Source organism: Nocardia sp. NPDC060249 (assembly GCF_042728755.1).
GTDB lineage: Bacteria > Actinomycetota > Actinomycetes > Mycobacteriales > Mycobacteriaceae > Nocardia.
This window is the reverse complement of sequence record NZ_JBHXAQ010000006.1, coordinates 56,070-82,967: the sequence shown is the minus strand read 5'-3', so window position 1 is coordinate 82,967 and position 26,898 is coordinate 56,070. Positions and strand designations below refer to the sequence as shown.

The 26,898-nt window shown below is 67.6% G+C and carries 30 protein-coding genes and 1 tRNA gene; 18 read left to right on the top strand and 13 right to left on the bottom strand.

The window, feature by feature from the left end; all coding sequences use genetic code 11:
- Both ACFWFP_RS22040 and ACFWFP_RS22035 read right to left on the bottom strand, forming a co-directional pair.
- A complete protein-coding gene (locus tag ACFWFP_RS22040) occupies positions 1-282 on the bottom strand; it encodes a hypothetical protein (RefSeq protein ID WP_379297854.1) in 282 nt (93 codons plus the stop codon).
- Between the two features lie 157 nt (positions 283-439).
- Positions 440-1,741, bottom strand: a complete 1,302-nt coding sequence (locus tag ACFWFP_RS22035) for an NtaA/DmoA family FMN-dependent monooxygenase (RefSeq protein WP_379297852.1) — start codon at positions 1,739-1,741, stop codon at positions 440-442.
- Between the two features lie 154 nt (positions 1,742-1,895).
- Here ACFWFP_RS22035 and ACFWFP_RS22030 point away from each other — a divergent pair, with 154 nt between their 5' ends.
- Positions 1,896-2,240: a DUF6401 family natural product biosynthesis protein gene (locus ACFWFP_RS22030; RefSeq protein ID WP_379297850.1), complete on the top strand. Its 345-nt coding sequence runs from the start codon at positions 1,896-1,898 to the stop codon at positions 2,238-2,240.
- A 63-nt stretch (positions 2,241-2,303) separates the two neighbouring features.
- Here ACFWFP_RS22030 and ACFWFP_RS22025 read toward each other — a convergent pair whose 3' ends face one another.
- Entirely contained in the window at positions 2,304-3,137 is an 834-nt protein-coding gene (locus ACFWFP_RS22025; protein ID WP_379297848.1) for a hypothetical protein, read from the bottom strand.
- 450 nt (positions 3,138-3,587) lie between these two features.
- Here ACFWFP_RS22025 and erm point away from each other — a divergent pair, with 450 nt between their 5' ends.
- Entirely contained in the window at positions 3,588-4,412 is an 825-nt protein-coding gene (erm, locus tag ACFWFP_RS22020; RefSeq protein ID WP_379297847.1) for an ErmE/ErmH/ErmO/ErmR family 23S rRNA (adenine(2058)-N(6))-methyltransferase, read from the top strand.
- Positions 4,413-4,470: 58 nt separating this feature from the next.
- Here the strand turns inward: erm and ACFWFP_RS22015 are convergent, their stop codons facing one another.
- Positions 4,471-5,679, bottom strand: coding sequence for a Glu/Leu/Phe/Val dehydrogenase dimerization domain-containing protein (locus tag ACFWFP_RS22015; RefSeq protein WP_379298343.1), 1,209 nt, complete (start codon positions 5,677-5,679; stop codon positions 4,471-4,473).
- 156 nt (positions 5,680-5,835) lie between these two features.
- Here ACFWFP_RS22015 and ACFWFP_RS22010 point away from each other — a divergent pair, with 156 nt between their 5' ends.
- Complete coding sequence (locus tag ACFWFP_RS22010; protein ID WP_379297845.1) at positions 5,836-6,807, top strand: LysR substrate-binding domain-containing protein; 972 nt, start codon at positions 5,836-5,838, stop codon at positions 6,805-6,807.
- On the opposite strand, the gene ACFWFP_RS22005 is transcribed toward ACFWFP_RS22010, so the two are convergent.
- Positions 6,775-8,157: a cystathionine beta-synthase gene (locus tag ACFWFP_RS22005; protein ID WP_379298341.1), complete on the bottom strand. Its 1,383-nt coding sequence runs from the start codon at positions 8,155-8,157 to the stop codon at positions 6,775-6,777. The two genes, ACFWFP_RS22010 and ACFWFP_RS22005, sit on opposite strands and share 33 nt — an antisense overlap.
- A gap of 113 nt (positions 8,158-8,270) precedes the next feature.
- On the opposite strand from ACFWFP_RS22005, the gene ACFWFP_RS22000 reads away from it, so the two are divergent.
- Positions 8,271-9,140: an SGNH/GDSL hydrolase family protein gene (locus ACFWFP_RS22000; protein ID WP_379297843.1), complete on the top strand. Its 870-nt coding sequence runs from the start codon at positions 8,271-8,273 to the stop codon at positions 9,138-9,140.
- A gap of 60 nt (positions 9,141-9,200) precedes the next feature.
- Positions 9,201-10,421, top strand: a complete 1,221-nt coding sequence (locus ACFWFP_RS21995) for an acetyl-CoA C-acetyltransferase (RefSeq protein ID WP_379297841.1) — start codon at positions 9,201-9,203, stop codon at positions 10,419-10,421.
- Positions 10,422-10,477: 56 nt separating this feature from the next.
- On the opposite strand, the gene ACFWFP_RS21990 is transcribed toward ACFWFP_RS21995, so the two are convergent.
- Both ACFWFP_RS21990 and ACFWFP_RS21985 read right to left on the bottom strand, forming a co-directional pair.
- On the bottom strand, positions 10,478-11,335 hold the full coding sequence (locus ACFWFP_RS21990; RefSeq protein WP_379297839.1) for a Bax inhibitor-1/YccA family protein: 858 nt from the start codon (positions 11,333-11,335) through the stop codon (positions 10,478-10,480).
- A gap of 150 nt (positions 11,336-11,485) precedes the next feature.
- Complete coding sequence (locus ACFWFP_RS21985; protein WP_379297837.1) at positions 11,486-12,634, bottom strand: class I SAM-dependent methyltransferase; 1,149 nt, start codon at positions 12,632-12,634, stop codon at positions 11,486-11,488.
- 401 nt (positions 12,635-13,035) lie between these two features.
- On the opposite strand from ACFWFP_RS21985, the gene ACFWFP_RS21980 reads away from it, so the two are divergent.
- The 9 genes from ACFWFP_RS21980 to ACFWFP_RS21940 all read left to right on the top strand — a co-directional run bounded on the left by ACFWFP_RS21980 (position 13,036) and on the right by ACFWFP_RS21940 (position 18,680).
- Complete coding sequence (locus ACFWFP_RS21980; protein WP_379297835.1) at positions 13,036-13,617, top strand: hypothetical protein; 582 nt, start codon at positions 13,036-13,038, stop codon at positions 13,615-13,617.
- 51 nt (positions 13,618-13,668) lie between these two features.
- Positions 13,669-14,163 (top strand): DUF6153 family protein, encoded by a 495-nt coding sequence (locus ACFWFP_RS21975; protein WP_379298339.1) that lies wholly within the window; start codon positions 13,669-13,671, stop codon positions 14,161-14,163.
- 65 nt (positions 14,164-14,228) lie between these two features.
- Positions 14,229-14,834: a DUF305 domain-containing protein gene (locus ACFWFP_RS21970; protein WP_379297833.1), complete on the top strand. Its 606-nt coding sequence runs from the start codon at positions 14,229-14,231 to the stop codon at positions 14,832-14,834.
- 155 nt (positions 14,835-14,989) lie between these two features.
- Positions 14,990-15,529 (top strand): hypothetical protein, encoded by a 540-nt coding sequence (locus tag ACFWFP_RS21965; RefSeq protein WP_379297831.1) that lies wholly within the window; start codon positions 14,990-14,992, stop codon positions 15,527-15,529.
- 109 nt (positions 15,530-15,638) lie between these two features.
- Positions 15,639-16,925 (top strand): serine hydrolase domain-containing protein, encoded by a 1,287-nt coding sequence (locus ACFWFP_RS21960; RefSeq protein ID WP_379297829.1) that lies wholly within the window; start codon positions 15,639-15,641, stop codon positions 16,923-16,925.
- A gap of 108 nt (positions 16,926-17,033) precedes the next feature.
- Entirely contained in the window at positions 17,034-17,765 is a 732-nt protein-coding gene (locus ACFWFP_RS21955) for a GntR family transcriptional regulator (RefSeq protein ID WP_379297827.1), read from the top strand.
- 85 nt (positions 17,766-17,850) lie between these two features.
- Complete coding sequence (locus ACFWFP_RS21950; RefSeq protein WP_379297825.1) at positions 17,851-18,126, top strand: hypothetical protein; 276 nt, start codon at positions 17,851-17,853, stop codon at positions 18,124-18,126.
- A gap of 150 nt (positions 18,127-18,276) precedes the next feature.
- On the top strand, positions 18,277-18,432 hold the full coding sequence (locus ACFWFP_RS21945; protein ID WP_170112138.1) for a DUF6131 family protein: 156 nt from the start codon (positions 18,277-18,279) through the stop codon (positions 18,430-18,432).
- A gap of 35 nt (positions 18,433-18,467) precedes the next feature.
- Positions 18,468-18,680: a hypothetical protein gene (locus tag ACFWFP_RS21940; RefSeq protein WP_378993115.1), complete on the top strand. Its 213-nt coding sequence runs from the start codon at positions 18,468-18,470 to the stop codon at positions 18,678-18,680.
- A gap of 36 nt (positions 18,681-18,716) precedes the next feature.
- On the opposite strand, the gene ACFWFP_RS21935 is transcribed toward ACFWFP_RS21940, so the two are convergent.
- Both ACFWFP_RS21935 and ACFWFP_RS21930 read right to left on the bottom strand, forming a co-directional pair.
- Positions 18,717-19,472, bottom strand: a complete 756-nt coding sequence (locus tag ACFWFP_RS21935; protein ID WP_379297823.1) for an MHYT domain-containing protein — start codon at positions 19,470-19,472, stop codon at positions 18,717-18,719.
- 154 nt (positions 19,473-19,626) lie between these two features.
- Complete coding sequence (locus tag ACFWFP_RS21930) at positions 19,627-20,073, bottom strand: SRPBCC family protein (protein ID WP_378636173.1); 447 nt, start codon at positions 20,071-20,073, stop codon at positions 19,627-19,629.
- 163 nt (positions 20,074-20,236) lie between these two features.
- Here ACFWFP_RS21930 and ACFWFP_RS21925 point away from each other — a divergent pair, with 163 nt between their 5' ends.
- From ACFWFP_RS21925 to ACFWFP_RS21915, 3 genes are all read left to right on the top strand, one after another.
- Entirely contained in the window at positions 20,237-21,724 is a 1,488-nt protein-coding gene (locus ACFWFP_RS21925; protein WP_379297821.1) for a peptide MFS transporter, read from the top strand.
- Between the two features lie 51 nt (positions 21,725-21,775).
- Complete coding sequence (locus ACFWFP_RS21920; protein WP_379297819.1) at positions 21,776-23,287, top strand: APC family permease; 1,512 nt, start codon at positions 21,776-21,778, stop codon at positions 23,285-23,287.
- A gap of 116 nt (positions 23,288-23,403) precedes the next feature.
- Positions 23,404-23,477, top strand: a tRNA-Leu gene (locus ACFWFP_RS21915).
- On the opposite strand, the gene ACFWFP_RS21910 is transcribed toward ACFWFP_RS21915, so the two are convergent.
- Both ACFWFP_RS21910 and ACFWFP_RS21905 read right to left on the bottom strand, forming a co-directional pair.
- On the bottom strand, positions 23,452-23,697 hold the full coding sequence (locus tag ACFWFP_RS21910) for a hypothetical protein (RefSeq protein ID WP_379297817.1): 246 nt from the start codon (positions 23,695-23,697) through the stop codon (positions 23,452-23,454). The two genes, ACFWFP_RS21915 and ACFWFP_RS21910, sit on opposite strands and share 26 nt — an antisense overlap.
- Positions 23,694-23,924 carry a hypothetical protein gene (locus ACFWFP_RS21905; RefSeq protein WP_379297815.1) on the bottom strand — a complete coding sequence of 77 codons (231 nt, stop codon included), beginning with the start codon at positions 23,922-23,924 and terminating at the stop codon, positions 23,694-23,696. Before ACFWFP_RS21905 ends, ACFWFP_RS21910 begins: the two co-directional genes overlap by 4 nt.
- Positions 23,925-24,100: 176 nt before the next feature.
- Between ACFWFP_RS21905 and ACFWFP_RS21900 the strand changes: the two genes are divergently transcribed.
- Complete coding sequence (locus tag ACFWFP_RS21900; protein ID WP_379297813.1) at positions 24,101-25,144, top strand: XRE family transcriptional regulator; 1,044 nt, start codon at positions 24,101-24,103, stop codon at positions 25,142-25,144.
- Between the two features lie 513 nt (positions 25,145-25,657).
- Here ACFWFP_RS21900 and ACFWFP_RS21895 read toward each other — a convergent pair.
- Both ACFWFP_RS21895 and ACFWFP_RS21890 read right to left on the bottom strand, forming a co-directional pair.
- A complete protein-coding gene (locus tag ACFWFP_RS21895) occupies positions 25,658-25,951 on the bottom strand; it encodes a hypothetical protein (RefSeq protein ID WP_379297811.1) in 294 nt (97 codons plus the stop codon).
- Between the two features lie 439 nt (positions 25,952-26,390).
- Entirely contained in the window at positions 26,391-26,537 is a 147-nt protein-coding gene (locus ACFWFP_RS21890) for a hypothetical protein (RefSeq protein WP_379297809.1), read from the bottom strand.
- Between the last annotated feature and the right edge of the window lie 361 nt (positions 26,538-26,898).

The following is a 26,898-nucleotide window of genomic DNA, read 5'->3' as shown; positions in this document are numbered from 1 at the left end:
TCAGGTTCGGGCCGACAGGCTCGGCCTCGGCGCGGGCCGGATCATGCCGCCGGCGAAGGCCGCGGCGAGCATCACGATCACCACCGTGAGCACGGTCAGCGCGATCGGCACGGTGATCGCTGTGGGAATGCCGAGCACGGTCAGCCCGGCCACACTGCCGCAACCCCAGAAGATCGCGGCGGCGAGCCGACCGAACAACGGTGCGTAGGGCGAGCGCCGCCAGGCGCCCGAGATCCTCGTCTGCGCCGAATACCCTGCGCTAGCAGCGATTACCGTGCTCATGCCGAACAGGTGAACGGCCGGGTCGGTGACCTGCACTGCGGATCCCTTCGCTCGCCGAGCTGGTTTGCCGAAAGTTGTCTCGGAACGGTTATACCCATTCAGAGTCCATCGGACGCCCGGTTCACGCAACTCCGCGGTATCGATCACAGTGCGTCGGCTACGCCCCCGTCGTCGAGGTCGGCGCGGGCAGTTCCAGGTTCTCGCGGTAGGTCGCGCCCAGATAGTCGGTGTCGAGCAGCTTCCTGCGACGCAGCTCGGGCAGCAGACCGTTGACGACGAAATCATGGGTGCGCTCGTCGGTGAATCCGCCGAGGGAGATCACGTCGAGCACATTCGCCCGGTAGCGCTCCTCGATCGCGTCGGCCAGCTGTTCGGGTGTGCCCGCCGCCGCCCAGTGGCCGGTGTCCTTGGCGGCGATGACGAGTTCACGCAGCGTCGCGCCGGAGGCGGCGAGCTTGGCGAAGATCTCGACCCGGCCGCGCCGCCGATGTACCGAATCCAGCTGCGGGAGCAGTGTTTCCGGAATGGGTTTGTCCAGCGGCAGCTCGGACAGGTCGATGCCGCCACCCAGCATGTCGGCCAGTTGACGGCGCCCCGCCTCGAAATCGGTGGCTTCGGCGGCCTCACGAACCAACCTGCGGGCTTCCTCCTCCGTCGCGCCGTAGGTGGCGTGGAAGGAACTGAAGATGAGCGGAAGCCCGTCCGGCCTGCCCAGCTCGGCGGCGCGGGTGCGGATCTTCTTCGTGTAGGTGATCGCGTCCTCGAGCGTCGCGAGCGAGGTGAACACCACCTCCGCGAAGCGTGCGCCGAGTTCGACGCCGCCCGCGGATTGACCGGCCTGGAACTGTACCGGCCTGCCTTGGGGCAGCGGCGGGATGTTCAGCGGGCCGCGGACCGAGAAATGCTGTCCGGTGAAGTCGATGGGCCGCACGAGCGATTCGTCCAGGGTCGCGCCGCCCGCGCCGTCCGGCCGCAGCGCACCGGGCCGCCAGCTGTCGAACAGCGCGTTGACCACCTCGATGGACTCCGTGGCGCGCGCGTAGCGCTGCTCGGGGCTCGGCAGATCACGGTCGCCGTAGTTCTCCTCGCCCAGCGACGAGGTCACCGCGTTCCAGGCCGCGCGGCCGTTGCTGATGTGGTCGAGCGTGCCGAAGAGCCGGGCCAGGTTGTAGGGGTGATGGAAGGTCGTGGACACGGTAGCGATCAGGCCGACATCGGTGGTCACCGCGCCGAGGGCGGCGAGCTGGATCAGTGGTTCCTGCGCGCCGATCGCCCCCTGGGCGCCGAAGCTGAGCAGGTCTGCCGCGAAGATCGCGCCGATCTTGTTCTCCTGTGCGATCCGCGCGACCCGAATACCTTCCTCGAGCGTGGAACGGGTCGGGTCCAGTGCCGCGGCGTAGACATCACGCGATCCGCTGACCCCGGTGACGGTCTTCAATTTCCGACGTTCGCTGCCCATGTTCGACAGTCCAGCAGGGCGCAGCGCGAGCGGCCATGGTTGCGCTCAACCGAATCAGATCGAGCGTGATGTTGCCTTGTATTCGCCAGGTCACGCTATTGATCTTGAAATGCTCCAATTTCATCAGCGACGGAGAGATTGCTACCATATTGCAATGTTTGCGCCAGGTCCCGCGTTGCTCGAACTCTCGGCGCAACGACAATTACAGCAGTTGAACACCGATTTCGGAGCACCCGCGGCCGCCGTCGCCGCGGTCGTGCCCGCGCTGTCCGCCCAGCTCGACCAGCACGCCGCCGCGGTGCGTGACATTCTCGATCTCGGCGTCGACGACTCGGCGCGGGTGCCCCTCGTCATTCTGCTCGCCGGTTACGTCCGCGGACTGCTCGACCATTTCGCCGAGCGCGCGGACGGATTTTTGGCGGGCGCGCCGGACAACTGGCACGCCGCCGACTGGCTGCAGTTACGCCTCGCCGCGGTGTGCGCGTACGCCGCCGACTGATAGCGCACCGAACGACATCGGCGCACCGTCACCCGAAGGTAGCGGTGCGCCGACGTCCGTTTCTCACCTGGTTGTTTCGCCACTCCAGCCCGGCTCCCCACCGGGGTAGCTCGCGCCGGGCGTGACCCGCGCCTGCTCGGCCGCACTCGGCGCCACCTGCTCGCCCTGCCGCAGGGCGTCCTCACGGCCACGCTGGTAAGCCTGGGCATGCCCCTTCATCGCGGGCATCTCCGATTCCAGGTTGCCGAGCCAATTGCTCCAGCGCTGTTCCATGGGCCTGACCAGGCCGCCACCCACACCGACCACCAGGATGCCGCCGATAGTGGCGAGCACGGCGATCAGGACCGGGGTGGTCACCGAGGTCGCGACACCGATCTGGTTCAGCGCGGCGATGATGCCGATACCCCAGATGAACACCGCCGCGATCCGGCCGAGCATGTGCCCGTAGGACAGCCCACCGAGCGCGTTGGAGACGAGATCGCTCACCGCGTGCGCGATCGCCGCGGCGATCACCACGATCACGATCGCGACCACTGCCTTGGGCAGCCATGCCACGATGCTGGTGAGCAGCGCGCTGACCGGGTTCGGCCCGAACACCGCGAAACCGATCTGCAGCGCGATCAGCAGAATCGCGTAATAGGCGATCTTGGCGATGATGTCGGAGGCGTCATATTTACTGCGGGACATCATTTTCCGCAGTTCGCCGCGTTCGACGAGCCTGTCGAAGCCGACGCGTTCCAGCACCGCGTTCACGATCTTGGCGACCACCTTCGCGATGATCCAGCCGACGAGAAGAATGGCGATGAATGCCACCGCTTTGGGGACGAACTGTGCGACCGAACTCCATGCGTCGGTCAAGCCCTGCTGGAAATCTATCGCAATGACGGAGGTATCCACGGCCTATCCTTTCGCTCATTCCGATCAGTGCGGCTGATTTGCCGATGCACCTGTTCGTGCTGTTTACCCAGGCAATCCTCATCGAATCCGCAAGTTGCGACAAATTTGCTCCCGGCCGGTCAGGGCCACTGTGACCCACGGATCGTGATGGGGGCGCCCACTCGGCCTGCCGGCGACCGGACCGGAGCAGAAGCGGTTGGCGGCTCCCGAGGTCGCGCGAGCAGCGGTTCCGCCCGGCCCCCCGAGCCGATCGGCGCTGGTCCGAAAATCGGTTGCCGGGTTTTCGACCGCTTCCTAGAGTCGTTCGCATGTCGTGCCACTACTTCATTCGTCTCCGCTCCAGCCGGGCTCTGGCCCGCTAGCGGACGCGGATAACTTCATCGGCGTCCACCGGCGCGCCCAGGGCCCTTCGAGACTCATTCGACTCGAAGACCCGAAGGGGCAACTGCCGTGGCGCAGGATTTCGCACACCGAAACTACTCACACACTCAGCGCAAGGTCACCGGAAAGGGTGGCGGCCGGACCGCCCGTGACCACGCGAGAAGGACACTGTCCCAGAACTTTCTGGTGGATCGCGCCGCCGTCGACTCGATGGTGACCGTGGCCGATCCGGCCGGAACAGTTCTCGAACCCGGTGCGGGCGAAGGGGTTCTCACGCACGCACTGGCTCGCCGGGGCGCTCAGGTCACCGCGTACGAGATCGATCCACTGCTCGCGGCCAAGCTCTCGGCACGAACACGTGCCGAGGACGGAATCCGCGTCGTCCGTGGCGATTTCACCAAGGCAAGGGCTCCCCGCGAGCCGTTCGCCGTGGTGGGCAACATCCCGTTCTCCGTGACCGCCGAGATCGTCGACTGGTGCCTGACCGCACCGGCGCTGACCTCGGCGACGCTGCTCACCCAACGCGAATACGCCCGCAAACGCACCGGCGACTACGGCCGCTGGAGCCTGCTGACCGCGACAACGTGGCCATGGTTCGGCTGGGAACTCCACGGGCAGGTATCGCGCAACAGCTTTCGTCCGGTTCCGTCGGTCGACTCGGCGATCTTGCGGATCACCCGGCGACCGGAACCACTTGTCCGGCACCAGGATTCCTATACAGAACTGGTGCGGACCGGCTACTCCGGGGTCGGTGGCACCGTGCGCGCTTCCCTGCGTACCCGCTACCGAGGCGTCGACGACGCGTTGACCGCGACCGGCATCGGCCACGACACTGTCGTCGCCTACGTCCACCCGGACCAGTGGGTGGATCTGCACTCGATCCTCACCCGCTGACCGGGAGTCGGTGCTGCCTTCACCCGCGCGGGCAGCACCGTCTTCGCGCAGGCCGCGCTCAGGGAATGACGACCGGTCCGGTGAGCGGTGCCGGGTCGTCGGCCCAGCGGTGGCCGATCTCGCGGGGGGTGATGCTCGCGTCGGTCCATGCCGTCAGCAGCTGTGCGACCTTGTCGTGCATGGTGGTGCGGAGCCGGTCGAAGGAGGTGTCCGGGGCGTCGTCCACTTCGCCGAGCAGCAACCACCACGCCCAGGCCACCGCACCCGCGTTGGCGACGAAATCGGGCAGCACCGGGATGCCACGGGCGGCGAGCATGGCTTCGGCTTCCGGTGTGGTGGCGGCGTTCGCGGCTTCGACGACGACGCGGGCCCGGATGTCGAACGAGTTGTCCGGCGTGATCGCATACGAGATCGCCGCGGGCACAAGGATATCGACGTCGGCGGACATCACGGCGCTGCGCGGCATCTCCTCGATGCCCGCGGGCAGGCGCGACCGATCGATCTCGCCGTAGCCGTCGCGCAGCTCCAGCAGCGCCGGAATGTCGAGGCCCTCGGCGCGGTACAGGGTGCCCGCGGCATCGGCCACCGCGGTGATTCTCATGCCGGCCTCGTGCAGGTAGTACGCCGCCGCCCCGCCCATGGTCCCCACCCCTTGGATCGCGGCCGTCGTGTCGGCGGGTGCGAGCCCCCACTGCACCGCCGCGGCCAGACAGGCGTGCGCCACACCGAAACCACCGATGACGTCACCGAGCAGGAAGCCGCCGTCGACCGCGGTGTTGAGCCCGCTGCGGACCCGCGCCAGCGTCGCCGCCGGGTCGGCCGAGCGCCGGATCGCGGCGTGGAAGCTCTGGTCGAGGTCGAGCTTGTCGAAGACCTCGTCGATCAGGTGCTGCGGAACCCCCAGGTCCTCCGCCGTCACCCAGTGCGTGTCGAGCCACGGCCGCATCGCCTCACAGAACCGCTCCAGCACCTCCACCGCCCGCGGGTCCTTCGGATCGAAGTCGATCCCGCCCTTGGCGCCGCCGATCGGGAGGTCGAAAGTGGCGGTCTTGTTCGCCATGCCGCGCGCCAGGTCCTCGACCTCACGCAGGGTGCAACCGGCGCGCATCCGGGTGCCGCCGGTGGCCAGGCCGCCGCGCAGACTGTGGACGACAAGGTAGCCGACCGCGTCGGTGCGCGAATCCGTCCAGTGCAGACGCAGGTACGGCTCGCAACGACGGGTCGCGGGAGTGCCGGCCGGGTCCGTCGAGGTGCCCGGGTTCAGCATCGTCATGGTGCCCACCTCCGCATTTGTCGTGATCGCCCGTGGCGGACCTCGTCGCCCCCGGTAGCACCAAGCCTGCGCGGCCCCTGGCCGCGCGTCTATTTACGGTTCGTTCACGGCACCCTTCACGGTTCCTGCACAGTGCCTACGCTCGGTGCTATGGACCTGTCCCTGGCCCGTTTGCGAATGTTGCGCGAACTACACCGGCGCGGCACCATCACGGCCGCCGCGGCCGCTTTGCACTACACCGCGTCGGCGGTCTCCCAACAGCTCGCACAGCTCGAACGCGACGCGGGCACCCGGCTGTTCGAACGACGCGGGCGCCGAGTACAGCTCACCGACCTCGGGATCGTGCTGGCCGAGCACGCCGAAGAGATCCTGGCGGCGGTCGAACGCGCGACCCAGGCGCTCGAGGAAGCGGGCGGATCGGTGACGGCGAAGATCACCGCCGGGGTGTGGGCGTCGGTGGCCTCCGGCCTGCTCCCCGACGCGCTCACCACCCTCGCCGCCTCGCACCCGGGCATTCTGGTGCGCACCACCGAACTCGCGCCGGAGTCGACGGCCGCCGCGGTCCGTGACGGCACACTCGACCTGTCGTTCGTTCTCGACTACTCGAACTATCCGATGACCTGGGACCGCGGCCTGGAGCGGGCCGTCATCGGTGTCGAACGGATCCACGCCGCCGTCCCCGCCGGGGCGGTGCCCACGGCAGGGGTGACCCTCGCCGAGTTGTCCGAGCATCCGTGGATCATCGCGCCCGCCCGGTCGCACTTCGGGCACGCGGCGCGGCTGGCGTTCCAGTCCGCCGGGCTGCGGCCGCGCATCGACCACGAACTGGAAGAGCAGGCGACCTCGATGGCGATGGTCGCGGCCGGACTCGGCGTCACCCTGGTGTCGGATCTGGGTTTGGCGCTGCGCCCACCCGGGGTGGACATCGTCGCACTCGGCGACGCCCTCACCCGGACGGTGTCGCTGGCCTACCGCACCAATTCGGCGGGCCGGGCCGCGCTGCTGCTGGTGGTGGACGCGATCAGGACCGCTGCGGCGAAGAAGGGACTCGCCTCCGATATCCGCACCGCGCCCACCGTGCGCCGAACCTCAGATGCTGCCGGTGCTCAGGAAACCGAGTAGGTCGTGGCGGGTGATGACGCCGACGGGCTTACCGTCCTCGACGACCATCAGCGCGTCGGAATCCGACAGTGCCTTGGTGGCGGTCGAGAGGGGCTCGCCCGAGCCGATCAGCGGGAAAGACGGGCTCATGTGCTGGGCAACGGAGTCGGTGAGGTTGGCGCGGCCTTCGAAAACCGCCGAGAGCAGGTCGCGTTCGGTGACGCTGCCCGCGACCTCACCGGCCATGACCGGAGGCTCGGCGCCGACGACGGGCATCTGGGAGACGCCGTATTCGCGCAGGATCTCGATGGCGTCGCGCAGGGTTTCCGACGGGTGGGTGTGCACCAGATCGGGCAGGGCACCGGACTTGCCGCGCAGCACGTCGCCGACCAGCGGTTCCGGGCCCGCGTCCAGCGGAGTCTGGAGGAAGCCGTAGGAGCTCATCCACTTGTCGTTGAAGATCTTCGACAGGTAGCCGCGGCCACCGTCGGGCAGCAGCACGACCACCACGGCGTCGGGATCGCGGCGGGCGACCTCGATCGCGGCGACCACGGCCATACCGCAGGAACCACCGACCAGCAGGCCCTCCTCGCGCGCGAGGCGCCGGGTCATCTCGAAGGAATCCGCGTCGGAGACCGCGATGATCTCGTCTGGGATCGACGCGTCGTAGGCGGTGGGCCAGAAGTCCTCGCCGACACCCTCGACCAGATACGGGCGACCGGTGCCGCCGGAGTACACCGAGCCCTCCGGATCGGCGCCGATGATCTTGACCTTGCCGCCGGATACTTCCTTGAGGTAGCGGCCGGTGCCGGAGATGGTGCCGCCGGTGCCCACGCCCGCGACGAAGTGGGTGACCTTGCCCTCGGTGTCGGCCCAGATCTCGGGACCGGTGGTCTCGTAGTGGCTGTCGGGGCCGCCCGGATTCGAGTACTGGTTGGGCTTCCAGGCGCCCTCGATCTCCTTGACCAGGCGATCGGAGACGTTGTAGTAGCTGTCGGGGTGCTCCGGCGGCACGGCGGTCGGGCAGACCACGACCTCGGCGCCGTAGGCACGCAACACGTTGCGCTTGTCCTCGCTGACCTTGTCCGGGCACACGAACACGCACTTGTACCCGCGCTGCTGGGCGACCAGCGCCAGGCCGACACCGGTGTTTCCCGAGGTCGGCTCGACAATCGTGCCGCCCGGCTTCAGCAGTCCGTCCTGCTCGGCGGCGTCGATCATCTTGACCGCGATCCGGTCCTTGGAGCTGCCGCCCGGGTTCAGGTATTCGACCTTCGCGGCCACCAGGCCCGCGTTGGAGCCGACCACCGAGTTCAGCCGAACAAGGGGGGTGTTGCCGATGAGATCGACGACATGATCCGCGATGCGCATGGTGCCGAGGGTAGCCGAGCACTTGCGCCCGACGCCGAGCGGAGGGGCGCCCACCAGGCCGCAAGTGGCCGACATCTCCGTTCCTCGGGATCTCCGTCGTAGAATTTTCGGATGTGAGCGCACCTCGAATCAGCTGGCGGACCGCGGTCGTGACCGGAGCGACGACGGTGCTGGCCGGATCGAGCGCCGGAACCGTCTCCTGGGCGACCTATCGATTGCTGATGACACAGGCGGGTGCGGCGCGCGCGGTGATCGGCCGCGATACCTCCAAGCCGCCCGAGGCCGACGGTGTGTACGCGCCGGGCGCCACCCGGCCCGAGCCGTGGCGCAAGACGACGCCGGTGGACCTGCACCTGATGATCTTCGGCGACTCCACCGCGGCCGGGCTCGGCTGCCTCGGCGCCTCCGATGTGCCGGGGGTGCGGTTGGCCCGTGGGCTGGCCGAGGCCACCGGCCTGCGCATCCGGTTGAGCACCAAGGCCATCTCCGGCGCCACGTCCAAGGGCTTGGCCGGACAGGTCGACGCGATGTTCGTCGCGGGGCCGCCGCCGGACGCGGCGGTGATCCTGGTCGGCGCCAACGACATCACCAAGAAGCACTCCATCCGAGCCTCGGCGCGCAGGCTCGCGGCGGCGGTGTCGCGGCTGCGGGAGGCCGACGCGCTGGTGGTGGTCGGCACCTGCCCGAACCTGGGCACCGTGACCGCGATCCAGCAACCGCTGCGCACGATCGTCGCGAACTGGAGTGTGCGGCTGGCCAAGGCGCAGACGGTGGCGACCACCATCGCGGGCGGTATCGCGGTGCCGATGGGCTCGCCACTGGTCGCCTCGGAGTTCCGCGCCTCGCCCGAAATCCTGTTCGCCACCGACGGATTCCACCCGTCCGCGGCAGGCTACGAATTGGCCGCCGCGCAGCTGCTTCCCGTGCTGATCGCCCAGGTGCGCGACCGCCCTGCTCTTCCCGTCGCGCAGCTGGAGACGTAGATTCGAGAATGACCGGCATGTAAACAGCCGTTCACGTCCAACACGCGAAAAGGAGTCCTCATGCCCGAGGCCGTCATCGTCAGCACCGCCCGTTCCCCCATCGGCCGTGCCGTCAAGGGGTCACTGGCGGGTATGCGCCCGGACGACCTGACCACGCAGATGATTCGTGCCGCGCTGGCCAAGGTGCCGTCGCTGGACCCGACGCAGATCGACGACATCATCCTCGGCACCGGCTCCCCCGCCGGTGAGGGCGGCTTCGGCATGGGCCGCATCCTCGCCATCCAGCTCGGCCTCGACGTCGTCCCCGGCACCACCGTGCAGCGCTACTGTGCGTCGTCGGTGCAGACCACCCGGATGGCCTTCCACGCGATCAAGGCAGGCGAGGGTGACGTGTTCATCTCCGCCGGTGTGGAGACCGTCTCGCGCTACGCCCGTGGCTCCGCCGACAGCTCCCCCGACACCAAGAACCCCGAGTTCGCCGAGGCCGAGGCCCGCACCGCCAAGACCGCAGAGGGCGGCGCGGGCGCGTGGCACGACCCGCGTGAGGACGGCCTGCTCCCCGACGCCTACATCGCGATGGGCCAGACCGCCGAGAACGTCGCGTCGCTGACCGGCATCTCGCGCGAGGACCAGGACCACTGGGGCGTGCGCTCGCAGAACCGTGCCGAAGCGGCCATCAAGGCCGGCTTCTTCGAGCGCGAGATCACCCCGGTGACCCTGCCCGACGGCACGATCGTGAGCAAGGACGACGGCCCGCGCGCCGGCGTCACCTACGAGGCGGTCAGCGGGCTCAAGCCGGTGTTCCGTCCCGACGGCACCGTCACCGCCGGTAACTGCTGCGCGCTCAACGACGGCGCCGCGGCGCTGGTCATCATGAGCGACACCAAGGCCAAGGAGCTGGGCCTGACCCCGCTGGCCCGCATCGTCTCCACCGGTGTCTCCGGCCTGTCGCCCGAGATCATGGGCCTGGGCCCGGTCGAGGCCGTCAAGCGCGCGCTGGCGATCGCCGGCAAGTCGGTCTCCGACATCGACCTGTTCGAGATCAACGAGGCCTTCGCCGTGCAGGTGCTCGGTTCGGCGCGTGAGCTGAAGATCGACGAGGACAAGCTCAATGTCTCCGGCGGCGCGATCGCGCTGGGCCACCCGTTCGGCATGACCGGTGCCCGCATCACCACCACCCTGCTGAACAACCTGCAGACCTACGACAAGCAGTTCGGCGTGGAGACCATGTGCGTCGGCGGCGGCCAGGGCATGGCGCTCGTGATCGAGCGCCTGAGCTGAGGTAGACCGAGAAAAGCGGCCCACCTCGTCGAGGTGGGCCGCTTTTGTGTCTGCTGTCAGTCGCGCTGGAAGTAGCTCAGCAGGCGCAGGATCTCCACGTAGAGCCAGACCAGGGTGATGGTGAGGCCGAGGGCGACGCCCCAGGCGGCCTTTTCGGGGGCCTGGGCGCGGATCAGCTGGTCGGCGGCGTCGAAGTCGAGCAGGAAGCTGAACGCGGCGATGGCGATGCAGACCAGGCTGAACACGATCGCCAGCGCGCCACCGTCGCGCAGGCCGAAGCCGCCGTCGGTGAAGAAGCTCGCGATCAGGTTGCCGACCATCAGCACCAGCACGCCGACCATGGCGCCGATCAGCATGCGGGTGAAGCGCGGGGTCACGCGGATGGCGCCGGTCTTGTAGACGACGAGCATGCCGAAGAACACGCCGAACGTGCCGAGCACCGCCTGGCCGATCAGGGCGCTACCACCCACACCGCCGAATTCGGTGCCGGTGAACATCAACGACAGCGCGCCGAGGAACAGACCCTCGAAGGCCGCGTAGGACAGGACGATGGCCGGGTTGTCCATCTTGCGGCCGAAGGTCGCGATCAGGACCAGCACCAGGCCGACGATGGCGCCGCCGATGACGAACAGTGGCGCCAGCGACGGGTTCGCGCTGGACAGCGCGAAGGAGATGATCGCCGAGACGGTCAGCACCGCGAGGGTGATGCCGGTCTTGGTGACCACGTCGTCGATGGTCATCGCGCGGGTGGCGGGGGCCTGCTGGAATTGCTGGCCGTACTGCTGCCCGTATTCGCCGTACTGCTGGTTGCCCAGCTGGCCTGCGCCGGCTACGCCCGAACCGAAGTTCGCGTAACCGCCGACACCCTCCTGGCGGGGAAGGTTCTTGAACACCGGATTCGATGAGGTACGCACCGTGCGCCTTTCTTGGAGTTACGAGTCGCTGTACAAGCTCCAACTGCCCTGTTCAACGCGCCACGATCGGACAAAGTTCCCAGCGATCCGGTCCAGGACCACACCGCCCACCCGTTCGGACAAATCGGACTCTACCGCTTTCGGGTCGCCCTATCGTTGTACGTCGCGCAGACCACGAACGGACCGCGTCACCGTGAACTTCTGGTTCCGGCCGATCACATCGGTGCGCCCCACCATCCGCTCCACCACGCCGCGATAGTTCAGGTGCGAGTTGTACACCGTCCACAGCTCGCCGCCGGGCCGCAGCACGCGGCCGGTCTCGACGAACATCTTGATCGCCGAACCGGTGTGCACGGCCGCGCCGACATGGAAGGGCGGATTGCACAGCACCAGGTCGGCGCTGTTGTCGGCGGCCGAGGACATGGCGTCGTCGCGCACCACCGTCACCCGGTCGGCGACACCGTTGGCTTCGGCGGTGGCCCTCGCCGAAGCGACGGCGGCGGCGGACTGGTCGGTGCCGACCACCCGGATGTGCGGGCGCGACTTGGCCAGCGCGACCGCGAGAATGCCGGTACCGCAACCGAGATCGACGGCATCGCGCGCGTCGGGCTTCATCCGGTCCATGTGCTCGAGCAGGAAGCGGGTGCCGATGTCGAGACGCGAGCCCGAGAACGCCGCGCCGAACGCGACGACATCGCCGTCGATCTCGATGACGTGCTCGCGCACCGGGAACCGGGGTTCCCCCACCGGCAGCGGTTCGCCGACCACGAGCACGCGCGACTTCTGCCTGCCCCGGCCCGCACGGACCCGCGCGAAGAATTCGGCGAGTACCTCGTTCATGGCCGGGGTGAGGTACTTGTCGCGACCGCCCGCGAACACCACCACGTCCTCGGCGGCGTGGCGGGCGACGGCCTCGGCGATCTCGGCGACGCCCGACAGCATCCGCGGCAATCGCATCACGACCACGCGCGCCCCGGCGAGCAGGTCGGCGTCGAGGGCGTGGGTGGTGTAGCGATCGGTGAGCCCGAGGTTCTTGGCGTTGGCCGCCAGCGCCGATTCGCCGGTGATCAGGTCCTGATGCACGCGAATGCCGGCGAGTCCGTGCTGCGCGGCGATGCCGAGGGTGAGCGCGCCGTAGGCATCGCCGATCACCGCAACCTCACCGCTACCCGCGGCCGCGAGGGCGTCGGCAGCCGTGTCGAGGATCAGTCGGTCGGCGGCGTCGACGGCATAGAGGTTCGGCGCCTCCACATCCGGATACCGGCGTAGTCGGTCGAATACGTCCTCGAGACTGTCCACCCGGCAAGTGTGCTAGATCGTTGCCCCACCGTCACATCCGGCCCCGGTATCGGCCGGCGGGGCGGCTCCCGAGGGGTCGTCGTGAGATGTATTTCACTGAGCAATAACGGGTTCCATCGATTTGCGACGCCCTTGCAGCTCGCTCCGGATTCGGGGTTCTCACGAATTCCGTTGTTCCCCAATGTTTCGACGAAGGCGGCCGCCCGGCCGACGGCAGCAGCGATCACCGCGGGTCGCGCTAACTGCGAAACTGGTACGCGTTCGCCGAAAATCCCGGCCCCGACCTGCGCGCATCGACTGCAACCGCTCCCATTTCGAAGTAATCAGCAAACTTTCGGTTGCCCGAACACACCCCGTGCTCCTTCGCCCACGACGCCGCCGTCCTGCGTAGCATCAGCCCCATGCGCAACGCCCTCGTGTTCGTGCTGATCGCCGCGGCCGCGGTGTCGGCATCCGGCTGCGGCACCGACGACACACCGGCCGCGGCGCCGCCGACAACGACGAGCACCACCAGCACGTTCGCCGATGCCACCGGCGAGGTGCCCACCGACGCGAGCCCGAAGTCCGGCGCGGCCTCCCCGGGCGCCGCGCTGACCGTCAGCGATATCCGGCTCGGCCGGCAGCCCGGCTTCGACCGCGTGGTCTACGAGCTCGGCGGCACCGGGTCCCCCGGGTGGCAAGTGGCCTATACCGATCGCGCGGTGCAGGACGGCAGCGGCAAGACCGTCGACGTGGCAGGCCGCGCGATTCTCGAGGTGCGCATCCTCGGCTCGGCGTATCCGTTCGACTCGACGGTCCCCCCGTTCGCCGGGCCCGATCCGGTGACCGATCCGGGCACACCGGCCATCACCGGTGTCTACAAGAAGCTGGTCTACGAGGGCGTCACCCAGTCGTTCATCGGCATCGACGCCGACCAGCCACCGTTCTCCGTCACCGCCCTCGCCGATCCCCCACGCCTGGTCGTCGACATCGCCACTCCGTGATCACTACCCCTACCGGGTATCACCAAGGCGATCGCTAGACTGGTCGCCGTGATGGAGCAGCATCAGCCCGCGCGCGCACCCGGCATTGCCAGGGCGCTCGCCGTGTTGATGCTGCTGGCCGGGATCGTCGCCATGCACTCCGCGGTCTTCGGCACCGCTCACGCGAGTGAGGGTTCGCACGGCGGGGCGGCTCCGGTTGTCACCGACCACGCGGACTCGGGTTCGGCCGACGGCCACCCCGCGTTCGACCATTCCACGCAAGTTCTCGCCGGAGCACCGTCAACAGATTCGACGCTGCCCGTCGCCACTCCCGCCGACCCGCACACAGGCTGCGGAGCGGCGGGCTGTGATGAGCACGCCGCTGTCCACGCCTGCGTTTTCGTTCTGACCGCACTCGCCGTCGCACTGACCCTGGTCCTGCTCTACCGCCTCGGCGACACCGCCGAAACCGCCCGGCATCCATCGAGGGCATGGCGCGGGCGGCGCGAACGCCCGCCGCCGTGGACCGTTCTCACCCTTTCCCAACTGGCGATTCTGCGGATCTGACAGGTGCGGCACCACGCGTGCCTCGCCCGTTTCGACACCTCACCCGAATCCCCAGGAGGATCACCATGTCCATCAGCCGTACCCACGTCCTCGTCGCCGCGGCCGCCACCGTCTTGTTGGCGGCCGGTTGTAGCGACGACAGCACCACCACGCACACCACCGAGCACTCCACCACAGCCGCGATCGCGACCAGCGCCGCCGCGAGCACCGACTTCAACGATGCCGACGTCAGCTTCCTGCAGATGATGTACCCGCATCACGCGCAGGCCGTGGAGATGGCGAAGATGGTGCCGAGCCACACCCAGAACCAGCAGCTCATCGCACTGGCCGCCCAGGTGGAGAAGGCGCAGGCCCCGGAGCTGCAGCAGATCACCGATCTGCTGGCCGGTTTCGGCAAGCCCGCGCCGAGCGCGAGCGAAGGACACGGCGGGCACGATATGCCCGGCATGATGACCGACGCGCAGATGAGCAGTCTGCAGGCCGCGAACGGCGCCGATTTCGACCGGCAGTGGCTGGAGATGATGATCGCCCACCACGAGGGTGCGGTCGAGATGGCCCAGACCGAGCTGAACGCCGGCGTGAATCCGCAATCACGCCAGCTCGCGACGGCGATCGTGGCCGATCAAGAGGCTGAGATCGCCACCATGCGCGGCATGCTCGAACAGAACTGATCGGGTGCGGCGCCGGGCCCGACACCCCGGCGCCGCGTCTCGGTTCGTCATCGAAATCGCCACCGCGACCTGACGTCACCCGGAAGTAGCCAGTACGGTCGATATGTTCGGCTCCGGCCCAACCGGTGCCTGCAATCTCGAGGCAGGAGAGAGACATGCGAGTACTGGAACGGCTGGGGCTCGGGACCGCGCTCGCGGCCACCGCGACCGGAGTGATCTTCATCGGCGCCTGCTCCACGCAGGTGCCGGGCACCGCCGAGGTGAACCAGAGCGAGCTCGCCTCCTACACCTCCGAGGTGGCGGCGTCCTCGGCGGCGGCATCGTCGTCGAAGGCGGCGAAGATCGAGGCGGCCAACGACACGGCGTGCGACGGCCTGCGCTCGGCCAACAAGACCTCGGTCACCTCGTTCAACGCCTACATCGCGGCGTCCAACGATCAGGCGCCCGATGCCGACGCCAAGGCCACGGAGGCGGTCACCACCCTGCGTAACAGCGCCAAGGACCTCGACCGCAAGATCACCGGCGATGTGATCCCCGATCTGTCCGTGCCGCTGCGCACCTACATCGAGAAGACCAACACCCTCGCCGACACCCTCGAGCGCAGGGCGCCCACCGACGAACTCAACGGTGTGATCGACATTTTCAACACGGCCAAGGACGAAGCGATCGCGGTGTGCACGCCGTACGGCAGCTGATCACCTCGTAACAAGAACGTGATCGTTCACGATTCCCTTCCGGACACACCATCGGGAGGGTTTCGTGCAGGGCTATCTGAAATACGTTGTGGCGGCGACGGTTACGGCGATGACCCTGATTTCGGGGGCATGGCTCCCGAGTCCGGCGACGGCCGACCCGGTCACCGCGAAGCAGTGCGAGGTCACCACCGGCCGCACCCCACAGTCCGCGACACCGGCCGAAGCCGCGCTCGACCCCGCCGTGCTGGCCGCCGCCATGGCGCGGGCCACCGATGTGACCCGATTCAACATCCAGCTGTACCGCAACAACTGCCTGATCGCGACCGGCCCGCGCAACGCCGAATCCGGTGGGGTGGCGTGGAATCTGTGGAGCGGCACCAAGAGCGTCGTGGCGCTCGTCGCCGGGGCCGCCGTCGACGAGGGGCTGCTGCGGATCGACGAGCCGATCGGCCGCTACCTACCGCCCGGCCTCGGTGACGCCGCGCACCGGGAGATCACCGTGCGCAACCTGCTCACCGAGTCCTCCGGCATGGAGGTCGCCGTCGCCGCGGAAGGCGCGACCGGGCTGGCGCAACTCGATCCCAACGTCGTCGCGCAGGCACTCGCGATGCCGATCGAACGCCCGCAGGGCACGATGTTCCGCTACAGCCAGCGCGCGGTGGACCTGCTGGTCTATGTGGTCCAGCAGTCGGTCGGCGAGGACTTTCAGGCCTTCGCGCAGCGAAAACTGTTCGACCCGTTGGGCATTGCCCGCAGCGACTACTACTGGGCCCGCGACCGCGCCGGAAACACCTACGGCCACGCGCATTTGATCCTGCCGCCCGACGACTTCGCGAAACTCGGCCTGCTCGTGGGCAATCGGGGCAGCTGGAACGACCGGCAGGTGATCTCCGAGGACTACATGCGAGCGGCGGTCTCACCGTCGCCGAGCATGCCCTGCTACGGCTTCCTGTTCGTGATCAACGGCGCGCCGTGCCGCCTCGAGTTCCCCGGACTGCCCGATGATGCCGTGAAAATGTCGGGCATGCTGCGCAACGACAGTTTCATCGTGCCCAGCCTCGGCCTGGTGCTGAACTGGACCGGGGTCGCGACGGTGGGCAGTTCGACCACCTACACCCACGATGTGATGCGCACGCTCGTCTCCGCGTTCCGCGACCAGCAGATTCCCGATCCCGGCGAGTACCGGGAGCGTCCCGATGTGAGCGTCACCGATCCGATGATCGCCCGGCCCGATGCCTTCTTCGGCACCCTCGGCGTCGGCCCGTATGCCTACCCCGGCTGCAACTTCCTCGACTGCCTCGGCGAAACTCCGAAGGCACCGTTCGCGGATTCTCCCCCGGGATGCGTCATCCTGGGATGCATCGGCACCGATCCGCGCACCCCGGGCATCCGCTGATCGGGGTGCAGATCTCTGGGCTCCGCGGCGCCGGTCGCGTATTCTCGAAGCGACCGGATAGGACCAGTAGGGACCGGTAGGCCTACCAGGAAAAAGGAGCCACTGGCGATGCCCGCACCGCTGCGCGACAGCGCAGTGCCCAAACACGAACAGCTGCGCGCGATCCTGCTGCAGAAGTGCACGCGCGAGCTGCAGCCGGGTGATCTGCTGACCAGCGAGCGCAATCTGATGCAGGACTACGGCGTCAGCCGGATCACCGTGCGCGAGGCGGTCGGCCAGCTGGTGAACGAGGGATACCTGGTCCGGGTGCGCGGCAAGGGCACCTTCGTCGCGCACCGGCCGGTGCAATCGCGGCTGCACCTGGCCTCGTTCACCGAGGAGATGCGCGCGCTCGGCCACCATCCGACCACCCTGGTGCTCGTCGCCGAGGAGGCGATCGCGCCCGAGTCCACCGCCCGCGCGCTACGTCTGCCACAGGGCGTGCTCGCCTATCACGTGCGCCGATTGCGGCTGGCCGACGACGATCCGGTCAGTGTCGACGACGCCTGGTTCAACCCCGAACTGGTACCCGGCCTGATCTCGCACGACCTCACCGGCTCGATCTACCGGACCACGGCGGACCGCTACGGCAGGCCGATCGAACGCGCCGTGCAGACGGTCGACGCCCAGGCCGCCGAGGCCGGTGTCGCGGCCCTGCTCGGCGTCAAGAAGGGCGCTCCCGTACTGCATTTCGACCGGGTGTCGTTCAGCGCGGAGGTGCCGATCGAGCACACCCAGAGCTGGTACCGAGCCGACCGCTACCGCGTCCAGATGGAAGTGGGCCAGCGGCCGCAGGCATAGCGGACCACGCCGATCTGGTGTGAAATCAACGTATTTCAGTTACCGTCTGGGAGCTATCACAGCAAAGCTCTCGGAGGTATCACCCATGTCCATCCGTCAATCCACCGCCGCCAGGGCGGGCCTGCTGGCCGTGCTCGCCGCGGGAACCCTGCTCGGCACCGCCGGCCCCGCCACCGCGGTCGGCAGCGCCGACTGGGACCTGCTCCCCTCCGGTTCGGTCGAGATCGGCCCGCCCACCGGCAGCTCGATGGGCTCGGTCGACGTCGGCAGCGGTACCGGCTCGTTCGACGCCGACCTCGGCTCCAGTGCTGCGCGCCCGCCCTCGACGGGCTCGGCCGCGCTGCCGATCTTCGGACGCTGATCCACCGCCGTGGCCGACCACTCGGCCACGGCGGCGCGGCCGCCGGTCGCTTGCGGCACAGCCTGTTTCGGATCGGAAAAACCGGGCATTCGGCCATTGTGGGTGCCCTCCGGTATTCCACAATCCCGACACCCAACAAGGTGAGATCTGATGATTATTCTCGGCGCAATTCTTCTCATAGCTGGACTCGTTTTCGGCATCCCGCTTCTCAACACCGTGGGAGTCATCCTCCTCGTGGTCGGCGTCGTCCTGGCATTGGTCGGTAGCACCGGGCGCGCTATCGGTGGCCGGCGACACTACTACTGACCATGCGCAGAATCCGCAGAAGTAGAGGACCAGTCATGGCAGGCAGTAGATCACGCATCATCTCGATCGTTGTGCTGGTGTGGTTGCTGATCGGAATCCTGGCCGCGGGCCAACGCGGCTACTACACCGAACGCGATCAGAACTGCGCGACCCTCGGCACCATCGCGGTGACGATCATCGCGGGCCCATTGAACTATGTGGGCGCCAATCCGAAGGTCGACGACTGCGACCTACCCCAGCCGAGCTAGTGGATGCCGCCGTGGCCGAATATTCGGCCACGGCGGTCAATCCGGCTGACGCGGCCGGTACTTTTCGCTGTCGCCGACTTCCCATTCGGCCAGCCCGACCACGATCACCAATCCGGCGACCACCAGCGACACCGTCGCGATCAACGGCAGTAGCAATTGCACCGGCGTGACACCGTCCCCCACGGTCATCGATTCACCCTGGTGCACGCGCATCGCCGCCATCGCCGTGTAGTGCATGCCGCACACCGCGATTCCCATGACCAGCGCGGCGCCCAACGTCATCAGCGGGCCACGCACGTGCAGCATGAACCACAGCGCCGCCGTGGCCGCGACCATCGCGATCACGAGCGACAACACCATCAGCGCCGGCTCGTATTCGATGACGGCCTGGGTGCGCATCGCCCACATCCCCAGATAATGCATGGCAGCCACCCCGAGCCCGGTGATCGCGCCACCCATCGGCAGCGTCACCCACTCGTTGCCACCTCCGGTGACGATGGTGAGCCCGATCAGTACCACCACGACCGCGATGACCGCGCTGAGCAGCGTCAACGGCACGTTGTAGCGGATCGGCGCGCCGCTGATGCCGAACCCGAGCATGGCGGTGAAGTGCATGACCCAGACGGCCGCTCCGCCCAGCGCGACCGAGGCCGCGACGAGCCACCCCAGCGGTGCGGACGACGCTTTGGCGTGCACCGCGCACCGTAGCCCCAGGACCGAACCGATGAACGACAGGCCGAAGGCCAGTACCGGATTCACCCAGCCATTGTTGAAGTGCTCGATATGAAGCACGCGCGTTCCCCTGATCCACCCTGTGCATGTCGATAGTGGGCTAGAGACTAATCCACATGCGCTAGCAGAACATGGGGTCAGAGAATTCCGCGAAACCATTTCAGCGCGAAATACTCGCTATCGAGAAATACGAACCGGTCGGAATTCCCGCGAGTCATTCATTCTGCGAACGCGCACGGATCAAAGCGGCCAGCCGATCCAGGGATTCCTGGTTGCGGGCCGAGAAGAGCAGGTCTTGCGCCAGGCCGGGGATCAACTGCGCGGGCCCGCGAGCAGCGCGTTCGACCATCCGGATCGTGGTGTGTCCCGGGGATTGTTCGACGAGGGTGAGCGTGATCCATGCCGAGCCGACCGACCACAGCCGCGCCTCCAACTCCAGCCGGTGCGGCGGGTCGATTGCCCGCACCACCGTCGTATCGCTGATCAGCACCGGCCACAGCCCGAATCGGTAGTGGATGCGGCTGCCGATGGCGGGCCAGCCGGGGTCGACCTCGCCGATGTGCGAGGCGCCGACCACCCAGCTCGCGTAGAGCCAGCCGTCGGCCAGGGTCGCGAACGCCCGCTCCGGCCGCACGGGCACGGTCACCTGGGCTGTCAGCACGTCTGATTTCCTCGTCCGTCGCGGGAGTCCGGTCACCACAGCCTAATTGGTGCCGGCGCCCGCCGCCGGACATGTTCGCGCCCGCCCGGCGGGGGCGGCACGCCGAACCCGCGACGATGCGGGAAAATTGCTGTCCACCGTTTCGACGTGGGATCGTTCCCTTATGCCCACGGAAGAAGCACGGCTCGGCGACCCGCCGAGCCCCGCCGACACGGCGGCCGAACGCACCCTGTTCGGTCACCCCATCGGTTTGACCAACCTGTTCGGCGTCGAGCTGTGGGAGCGTTTCTCCTTCTACGGCATGCTCACCATCCTGGGCTACTACCTCTACTACTCCACCACCGAGGGCGGCCTCGGAATCGCGCAGAGCACCGCGCTCGGCATCGTCGGCGCGTACGGCGGCTTGGTATACCTTTCCACCGTGCTCGGCGGCTGGATTGCCGACCGGGTGCTGGGAATGGAGCGAACGGTCTTCTACGGCGGTGTCGTGGTCGTGGCCGGGCATCTCGCGCTGGCGGTGTTGCCCGGGCTCACCGGTGTCGGCGTCGGTCTGGTGCTGGTCGCGCTGGGCAGTGGCGGGTTGAAGGCGAACGCGTCGTCGTTGCTCGGCACCCTCTACGCGCCGACGGACGCGCGGGTCGACGGCGGGTTCACGCTGTTCTATCTCGGCATCAATATCGGCGCGTTCTGCGGCCCGCTGCTGACCGGCCTGCTGCAGCGCGAATGGGGGTTCCACGTCGCCTTCGGCGCCGCGGCCATCGGCATGGCGCTCGGCCTTGCCCAGTACGTCATCTTCCGCCGCAACCTCGGCACCCACGGACGCGAGGTGCCCAATCCCATCACCCGCCGCGAACTGACCCCGGTGCTGATCGGCGTCGCCGTCGCGGCGGTCGTGGTGCTGGTCGCCGTGCTGACGAAGCTGATCACTCTGGAGAATCTCTCCGACGTCACCACCGGCGTCATCGTGGTCGCCTCGGTCGTCTACTTCGCGGTGATGCTGCGCAGCGCCAAGGTGACCCAGATCGAACGAACAAGAGTGGTCGCGTTCATTCCGCTGTTCATCGCCAACGCGGTGTTCTGGTCGCTGTTCCAGCAGATGTTCACCATGCTGGCGGTGTATTCCGACGAGCGCGTCGACTGGCGGATCTTCGGCTGGGAGGCCCCGGCCAGCTGGATCGGGTCGGTCGAGCCGGTGTGGATCATCGCGCTCTCGCCGCTGTTCGCGCTGATGTGGACCAAGCTCGGCAATCGCGCGCCGAGCACGCCGATCAAGTTCGCGCTCGGCGTCATCGGGATGGGCATCGCGTTCTGGTTGTTCGCACTGCTCAGCGGTTTCGATGGCAAGACCGTGCCGGTGCTCGCGGTCTTCGCGATCCTCGGCGGCTTCGCGATCTCGGAATTGCTGCTCTCGCCGATCGGTCTCGCGGTGACCACGCACCTCGCGCCCGCCGCGTTCCGCTCGCAGATGATGGCCCTGTATTTCTTCTCCGTCGGTATCGGCACCTCGATGGCGGGCACACTGGCCCGCTTCTACAGCCCCGAGAGCGAAACCGCCTACTTCGGATTCAGCGGTGCCGCGGCCATCGTGGCCGGTCTCGTCGTCGTCGCGTGTGCGCCCTGGATCAAGCGCCGCATGCAGGGCGTGCACTGACCGGGTTTCCGGGTACCCCCCGAATACGTTCGTAAGCAGAAGGAGAAATACGTGCCGACACCGAAAGACGCTCCGGGGGCAGGCCGATCACCCGCCCGAGGGAGCGGGTTGTTCCGCACCAAATCCGTCGAACAGTCGATTCTCGACACCGACGATCCCGATTCCAAACTCCGCAAGGATCTGACCGCCTGGGATCTCACGATCTTCGGTGTCGCCGTTGTCGTCGGCGCGGGCATCTTCACCCTGACCGCGCGCACCGCGGGCAATGTGGCCGGGCCGTCGGTGTCGCTGGCCTTCGTTTTCGCGGCGATCGCCTGTGGGCTCACCGCGGTCTGTTATGCGGAATTCGCATCGACCGTGCCCGTCGCCGGTAGCGCCTATACCTATTCCTATGCCACTTTCGGTGAATTGGTGGCGTGGATCATCGGCTGGGATCTGATCTTGGAATTCGCGCTCGCCGCGTCGGTGGTCGCGAAAGGCTGGTCGCAGTATCTCGGCACGGTCTTCGGATTCGATTCCGCCACTGTGCAATGGGGGTCGGTCACCTTCGACTGGGGCGCGGTGTTGCTGCTGGCCGTGCTCGGCGTGCTGCTCGCCGTCGGCACCAAGGTGTCCTCACGGGTATCGGCCGTCGCGGTGGCGATCAAGCTCGCCGTCATCGCGCTGGTGCTCGTACTCGGCATCACCTATTTCAAGGCGTCCAACCTGAGCCCGTACATCCCGCCGTCGCAGCCCGCCGAGGAAAGCGCCAGCGGACTGCACCAGACGCTGTTCCAGTTCATCACCGGGGCGGGTGACACCAACTTCGGCTGGTACGGCCTGCTCGCCGCGGCCAGCATCGTGTTCTTCGCGTTCATCGGTTTCGACGTCGTGGCGACCGCCGCCGAGGAGACCAAGAACCCGCAGAAGGCGGTGCCGCGCGGCATTCTCGGTTCGCTGCTGATCGTCACCGTGCTCTACGTGGCGGTGACGCTGGTGCTCACCGGCATGGTGCCCTACACCGAACTGGCCGGCGAGAACGCCACGCTGGCAACGGCATTCCAGATCCACGGCGTCGACTGGGCCAAGAACGTCATCTCCATCGGCGCACTGGCCGGCCTCACCACCGTGGTGATGGTGCTGTTCCTCGGGCAGACCCGCGTGCTGTTCGCGATGTCACGCGACGGCCTGCTGCCCCGCGGGCTGGCCCACACCGGCAAGCGCGGCACGCCGGTGCGGCTCACCGCCATCGTCGGCGTGGTCTGCTGCGTGCTGGCCGGTTTCGTCGACTTCGGCACGCTGGAAGAAATGGTGAACATCGGCACGCTGTTCGCCTTCGTCCTGGTCTCGGTGGGCGTCATCGTCCTGCGCCGCACCCGCCCCGACCTGCCCCGCGGCTTCCGCGTCCCCCTGGTCCCCCTCATCCCCATCCTGGCCGTGGCTGCCTGCCTGTGGCTGATGGTGAACCTCTCGGTGGAAACCTGGCTGCGCTTCGTGATCTGGATGGCCATCGGCTTCGCCGTCTACTTCGCCTACGGCCGCCGCCACTCGGTCCTCGGCAAAAAGGCCGCGAGTGACGACTGACCAGCCCCTTCGATGACATGATCGGTCCCGGCGTGGTCTGTTCCGACACGCCGGGCCGACCTTGTCGACCAACAGGATTCCGGTACACCCGTACGATTCGCTACGCTATCCGGGACGCCCCTATAGCCCAATTGGCAGAGGCAGCGGACTTAAAATCCGCACAGTCAGGGTTCGAGTCCCTGTGGGGGCACTCTTTCAACGCAGGTTGGTGTGGTGCGGCGCAGGTCACCGCACAAATCGGCCTCGCCACCCCGGCGCGCGGGCAGTTTGGCCGGGCTGTTCTCCATTTCGAGGCACTGCTTGATGGCCGACACCGTGCGGTCCGGCGGAATGTGCTCAGGCCACAGCACGACCCCGACGATCACGGCCAACGGCAGGCCAATCGCTACGACGAACCCGAGGGTGATCACCCGTCCGCCCGCGCACCCGCGAGCCTGGTTACCGGAGGCTGTCCGTGCCGTTGTTCGGCTGCGGTGAGCCAGGCTTCCACGTTGTCGAGCGAGCCCGTGACGACTACCCGGAACGGGCTGTACAACTCCCAGCCGTACGGCGGCTCAGGAGCCCGGCGGATTGCCATGGACCGCTTCGCGGCTCGCTCGGTCAGCACGTCAAGCTGAGGTTTGATCGCGTCGCTCATCAGTCCCCCTGTGGGTCATCGGGTGAATGCGCCCACCGCCGGGGAGCTTTCGCCATCGTCCGCGCAGCTCACTGCGCCCGATGCGCCGCGACATTCCACGGCGTCGGCCCGGCGGTGGGGCTGAGAACTACTCTCGGGGACTACCGAGAAATTCACCCGCCCCATACGGTTTACCTATGTTTACCGATGGCGGGGCGGTGACCGGAAGCCTGTTGCGCGAGCTGCGCATAATCGCCGGAATCGGCCTGCGAACGATGGCCGTACGAACGTGCTTCACCACCGGTTACTTGTCGTTGGTCGAGACTGGGCGCAAGCCGGTTACCCCGGCTGTCCTGGCCGGGTACCGCGCCGTGCTGGGCGATCCGACGTTGGGGCTTGCGAACGTGGACCCGGAGCGGCTACAGGCCACCGTCACCGACCCGTCCACCGCTGGCAGTTCCAGCCTGGAGGATGTGGCTGTAATCCTCGAGCGCACAAGGCATTTGGAGGATGTGGCGGGTTCAGCGCTGGTTGCGCCGGTGATCCGGGGGATGGACGGGATAGCGCGGGCGCTGGCCGCCGAGCGCGTAGGCGGCGACGCGGCAGCGTGTATGGCGTCGGAGGTAGCGCGGTATCGGGGGTGGCTGGAGCACGCTATCGGCAGCCCGCACGTGTCCAACCGCGCCCTGGAGGATGCGGCCAAGTTGGCGGAAGTGGCCGGGGACCGTTCCCAGCTTGCGCATTCTTACAGCTTCCGCGCGTACACCGCGCGCCACCAGGGCGACACCGCGCGGGCGATCGCACTTACGGACGCCGCTATAGGCGTGGACGGCGCGCATCGAATTCTCGGCGTATACGACCGGTATCAGCGCGCGGAACTCCTCGCAGTGCGCAAGGAATCACGCCAAGCCGGTAAGGCGCTCGCGGCTGCCGACAAAGCTGCCGAGGCGTCCGACGGCACTGAGCTGCCGAGTTTCGGCTACTGGTACACCGCCGGGTTCTGGGGCGTTCAGCGCGGCATCGTGCTGGCGCTGCTCGGGCGCAAGGCCGACGCCATTGCCGAGGCCACGCAGGGCATTGCCGCGATGCCTGCCGCGCACCAGTCCGCCGGATGGTTGGCGTCAATGCTGGTGCAGATCGACCCCGACATGAACGCTGGCGCTTGGGCCGCCAACCTGCCGACCGACGACCAAACAGCGGTACCACATTCGACGGAAGCTCAATCGCTGGAGCAGGCGTAATCCCCGCCGGGGCGGGCGGTTCGGGCAGCAGGTCAGCCGCGCCGCCGTCCTCTTCGGGAATCCAATCGCCGTAGGTGTTCAGGGTGAGGGTGAAAGTGCTGTGCCCCAACCACTTGGACACCTGCATGAAGTGCGTCCCGGCCATCAACTGCATTACCGCGAAGGTACGCCGCAGTTCGCGCAGGTGTACGCCTCGCGTTGGCGGACCGGTCTCAGCGGCGGGAGCGCTAGCGGGCGGCCCGACCGCCAGCAGCGCGGGCTTGAAGATCGTGCCGTAGAAGGTGCCCATCGCCATCGGCTGCGACCAGTCAAACGGCACCGCGTACCGCTGGCCCGCTAGGCGCAATCCGCCGCGATGGCCACAGTGGTGCGGTGGGCTCCGCGGAGCGCGGGTGCTGCACAGCACGGTTGGTGTCCTCGCCGAACAGGTAGGCGTGCATCCGAGCAGCCAGCCAGGGCGGGAGCGCAACGGGACGCTCGCTGCGCTTGGACTTGGGCGTACTCGTAGCCCCACTACCGACCATGGGGCGTCTGCTTCCGGCCCTTGGTGCAGCGGACGTGCACCAAGCACCGGATTGCGGCCGGACCTGTGCGGAATTCCAGGTCTTGCACCTCCAGCCCGGACTTCTCGCTGGCGCGCAGTCCGGTATAGGCCAGGAAGTCCACCATCACCACATAGACGGGGTACGCAGGAAGCTGCACCGTCCTCGCGATGGCTGCGCGGACCTGCGCCACCTGTTCGGCGGTGAGCGGGTTGGGCTCGAAGTCGTCATGGTCGCCGGTAGCGCGGTTGGTTTCAAAGTCCACGCGGTCGGCTGGGTAGAAGGAATGGCGTCGTGCCGCACGGCGTACTTGAGGACTCGCCCAAGCCCGACCAAGCGTGCTTCACCGTGGCAGGCGCGAGGGTCTCGCCATGCCGGGACTCCTGACACACCAACAGCCAAGAACTCTTCGCAGTGTCGGAGAGCAATCGACGCAATTGCCTTGCCGCTGAACGTCTTCAACGCATACCGCTGGATGTACTTCTCGTAATCGTCCAGGGTGCGTTGCTTCAACCGACCCTGGCTCACCTTCACCTGCAAGCTGTCCAGCCACACCCGTGCGTAGTAGCCGAACGGTAGGTCGCCAGCCTTGCGCGCATCAGCCAGGGCAGTTGTGCCCGTGGTGTGGCGTGCGGCGTTCAGCTCGTCGCGGCGGGCTTCGGCATCGTCGCGCGGGTGGCGTAGGACTCCCGGCTGGCGCGGGTCTACTTCTTCCCTTCCGGCCGCGCAGGGTCCACCGGGATCGGCAGGCCGAACTCCTCGCGCACGGGCTCACGCCAGACCACCTCATACCGCTTCACGGGCTTGCCGTTGCGGCGCGTGGTGGTGTCGTAGCTGCGGATGTATGCCACGTCAGGCTGCCTTTCCAGGGACTCGGTTGTGCGGCTTAGGATTCGGGAACCGCGGCGCTAGACCATCGCCCGCCGCGCCTGTTCTACGCCCTTCTGCGGTAAGGACTTTGGCGTTCTCACGGGTACTGATGCCCTGTTCAGCCAGGGTGTGCAGTGTCCGCAGCACAGCTTGCTCGGCAGGGAGTGCCACCAGCACGCCGTCCTTGGACGCCTCCAGCCGCTCGACCGTCACCTCCCCGGTCGTACTCAGACACCGCGCCGAGGATCGTGCGGATCAGCTTGCGGCTGGGGTCGCAGGCTTCGCCGGTCAACAGCTCGTTTTCGCTGTCACGCGCGGAACACAGCACCCCCCAAGGCGGGA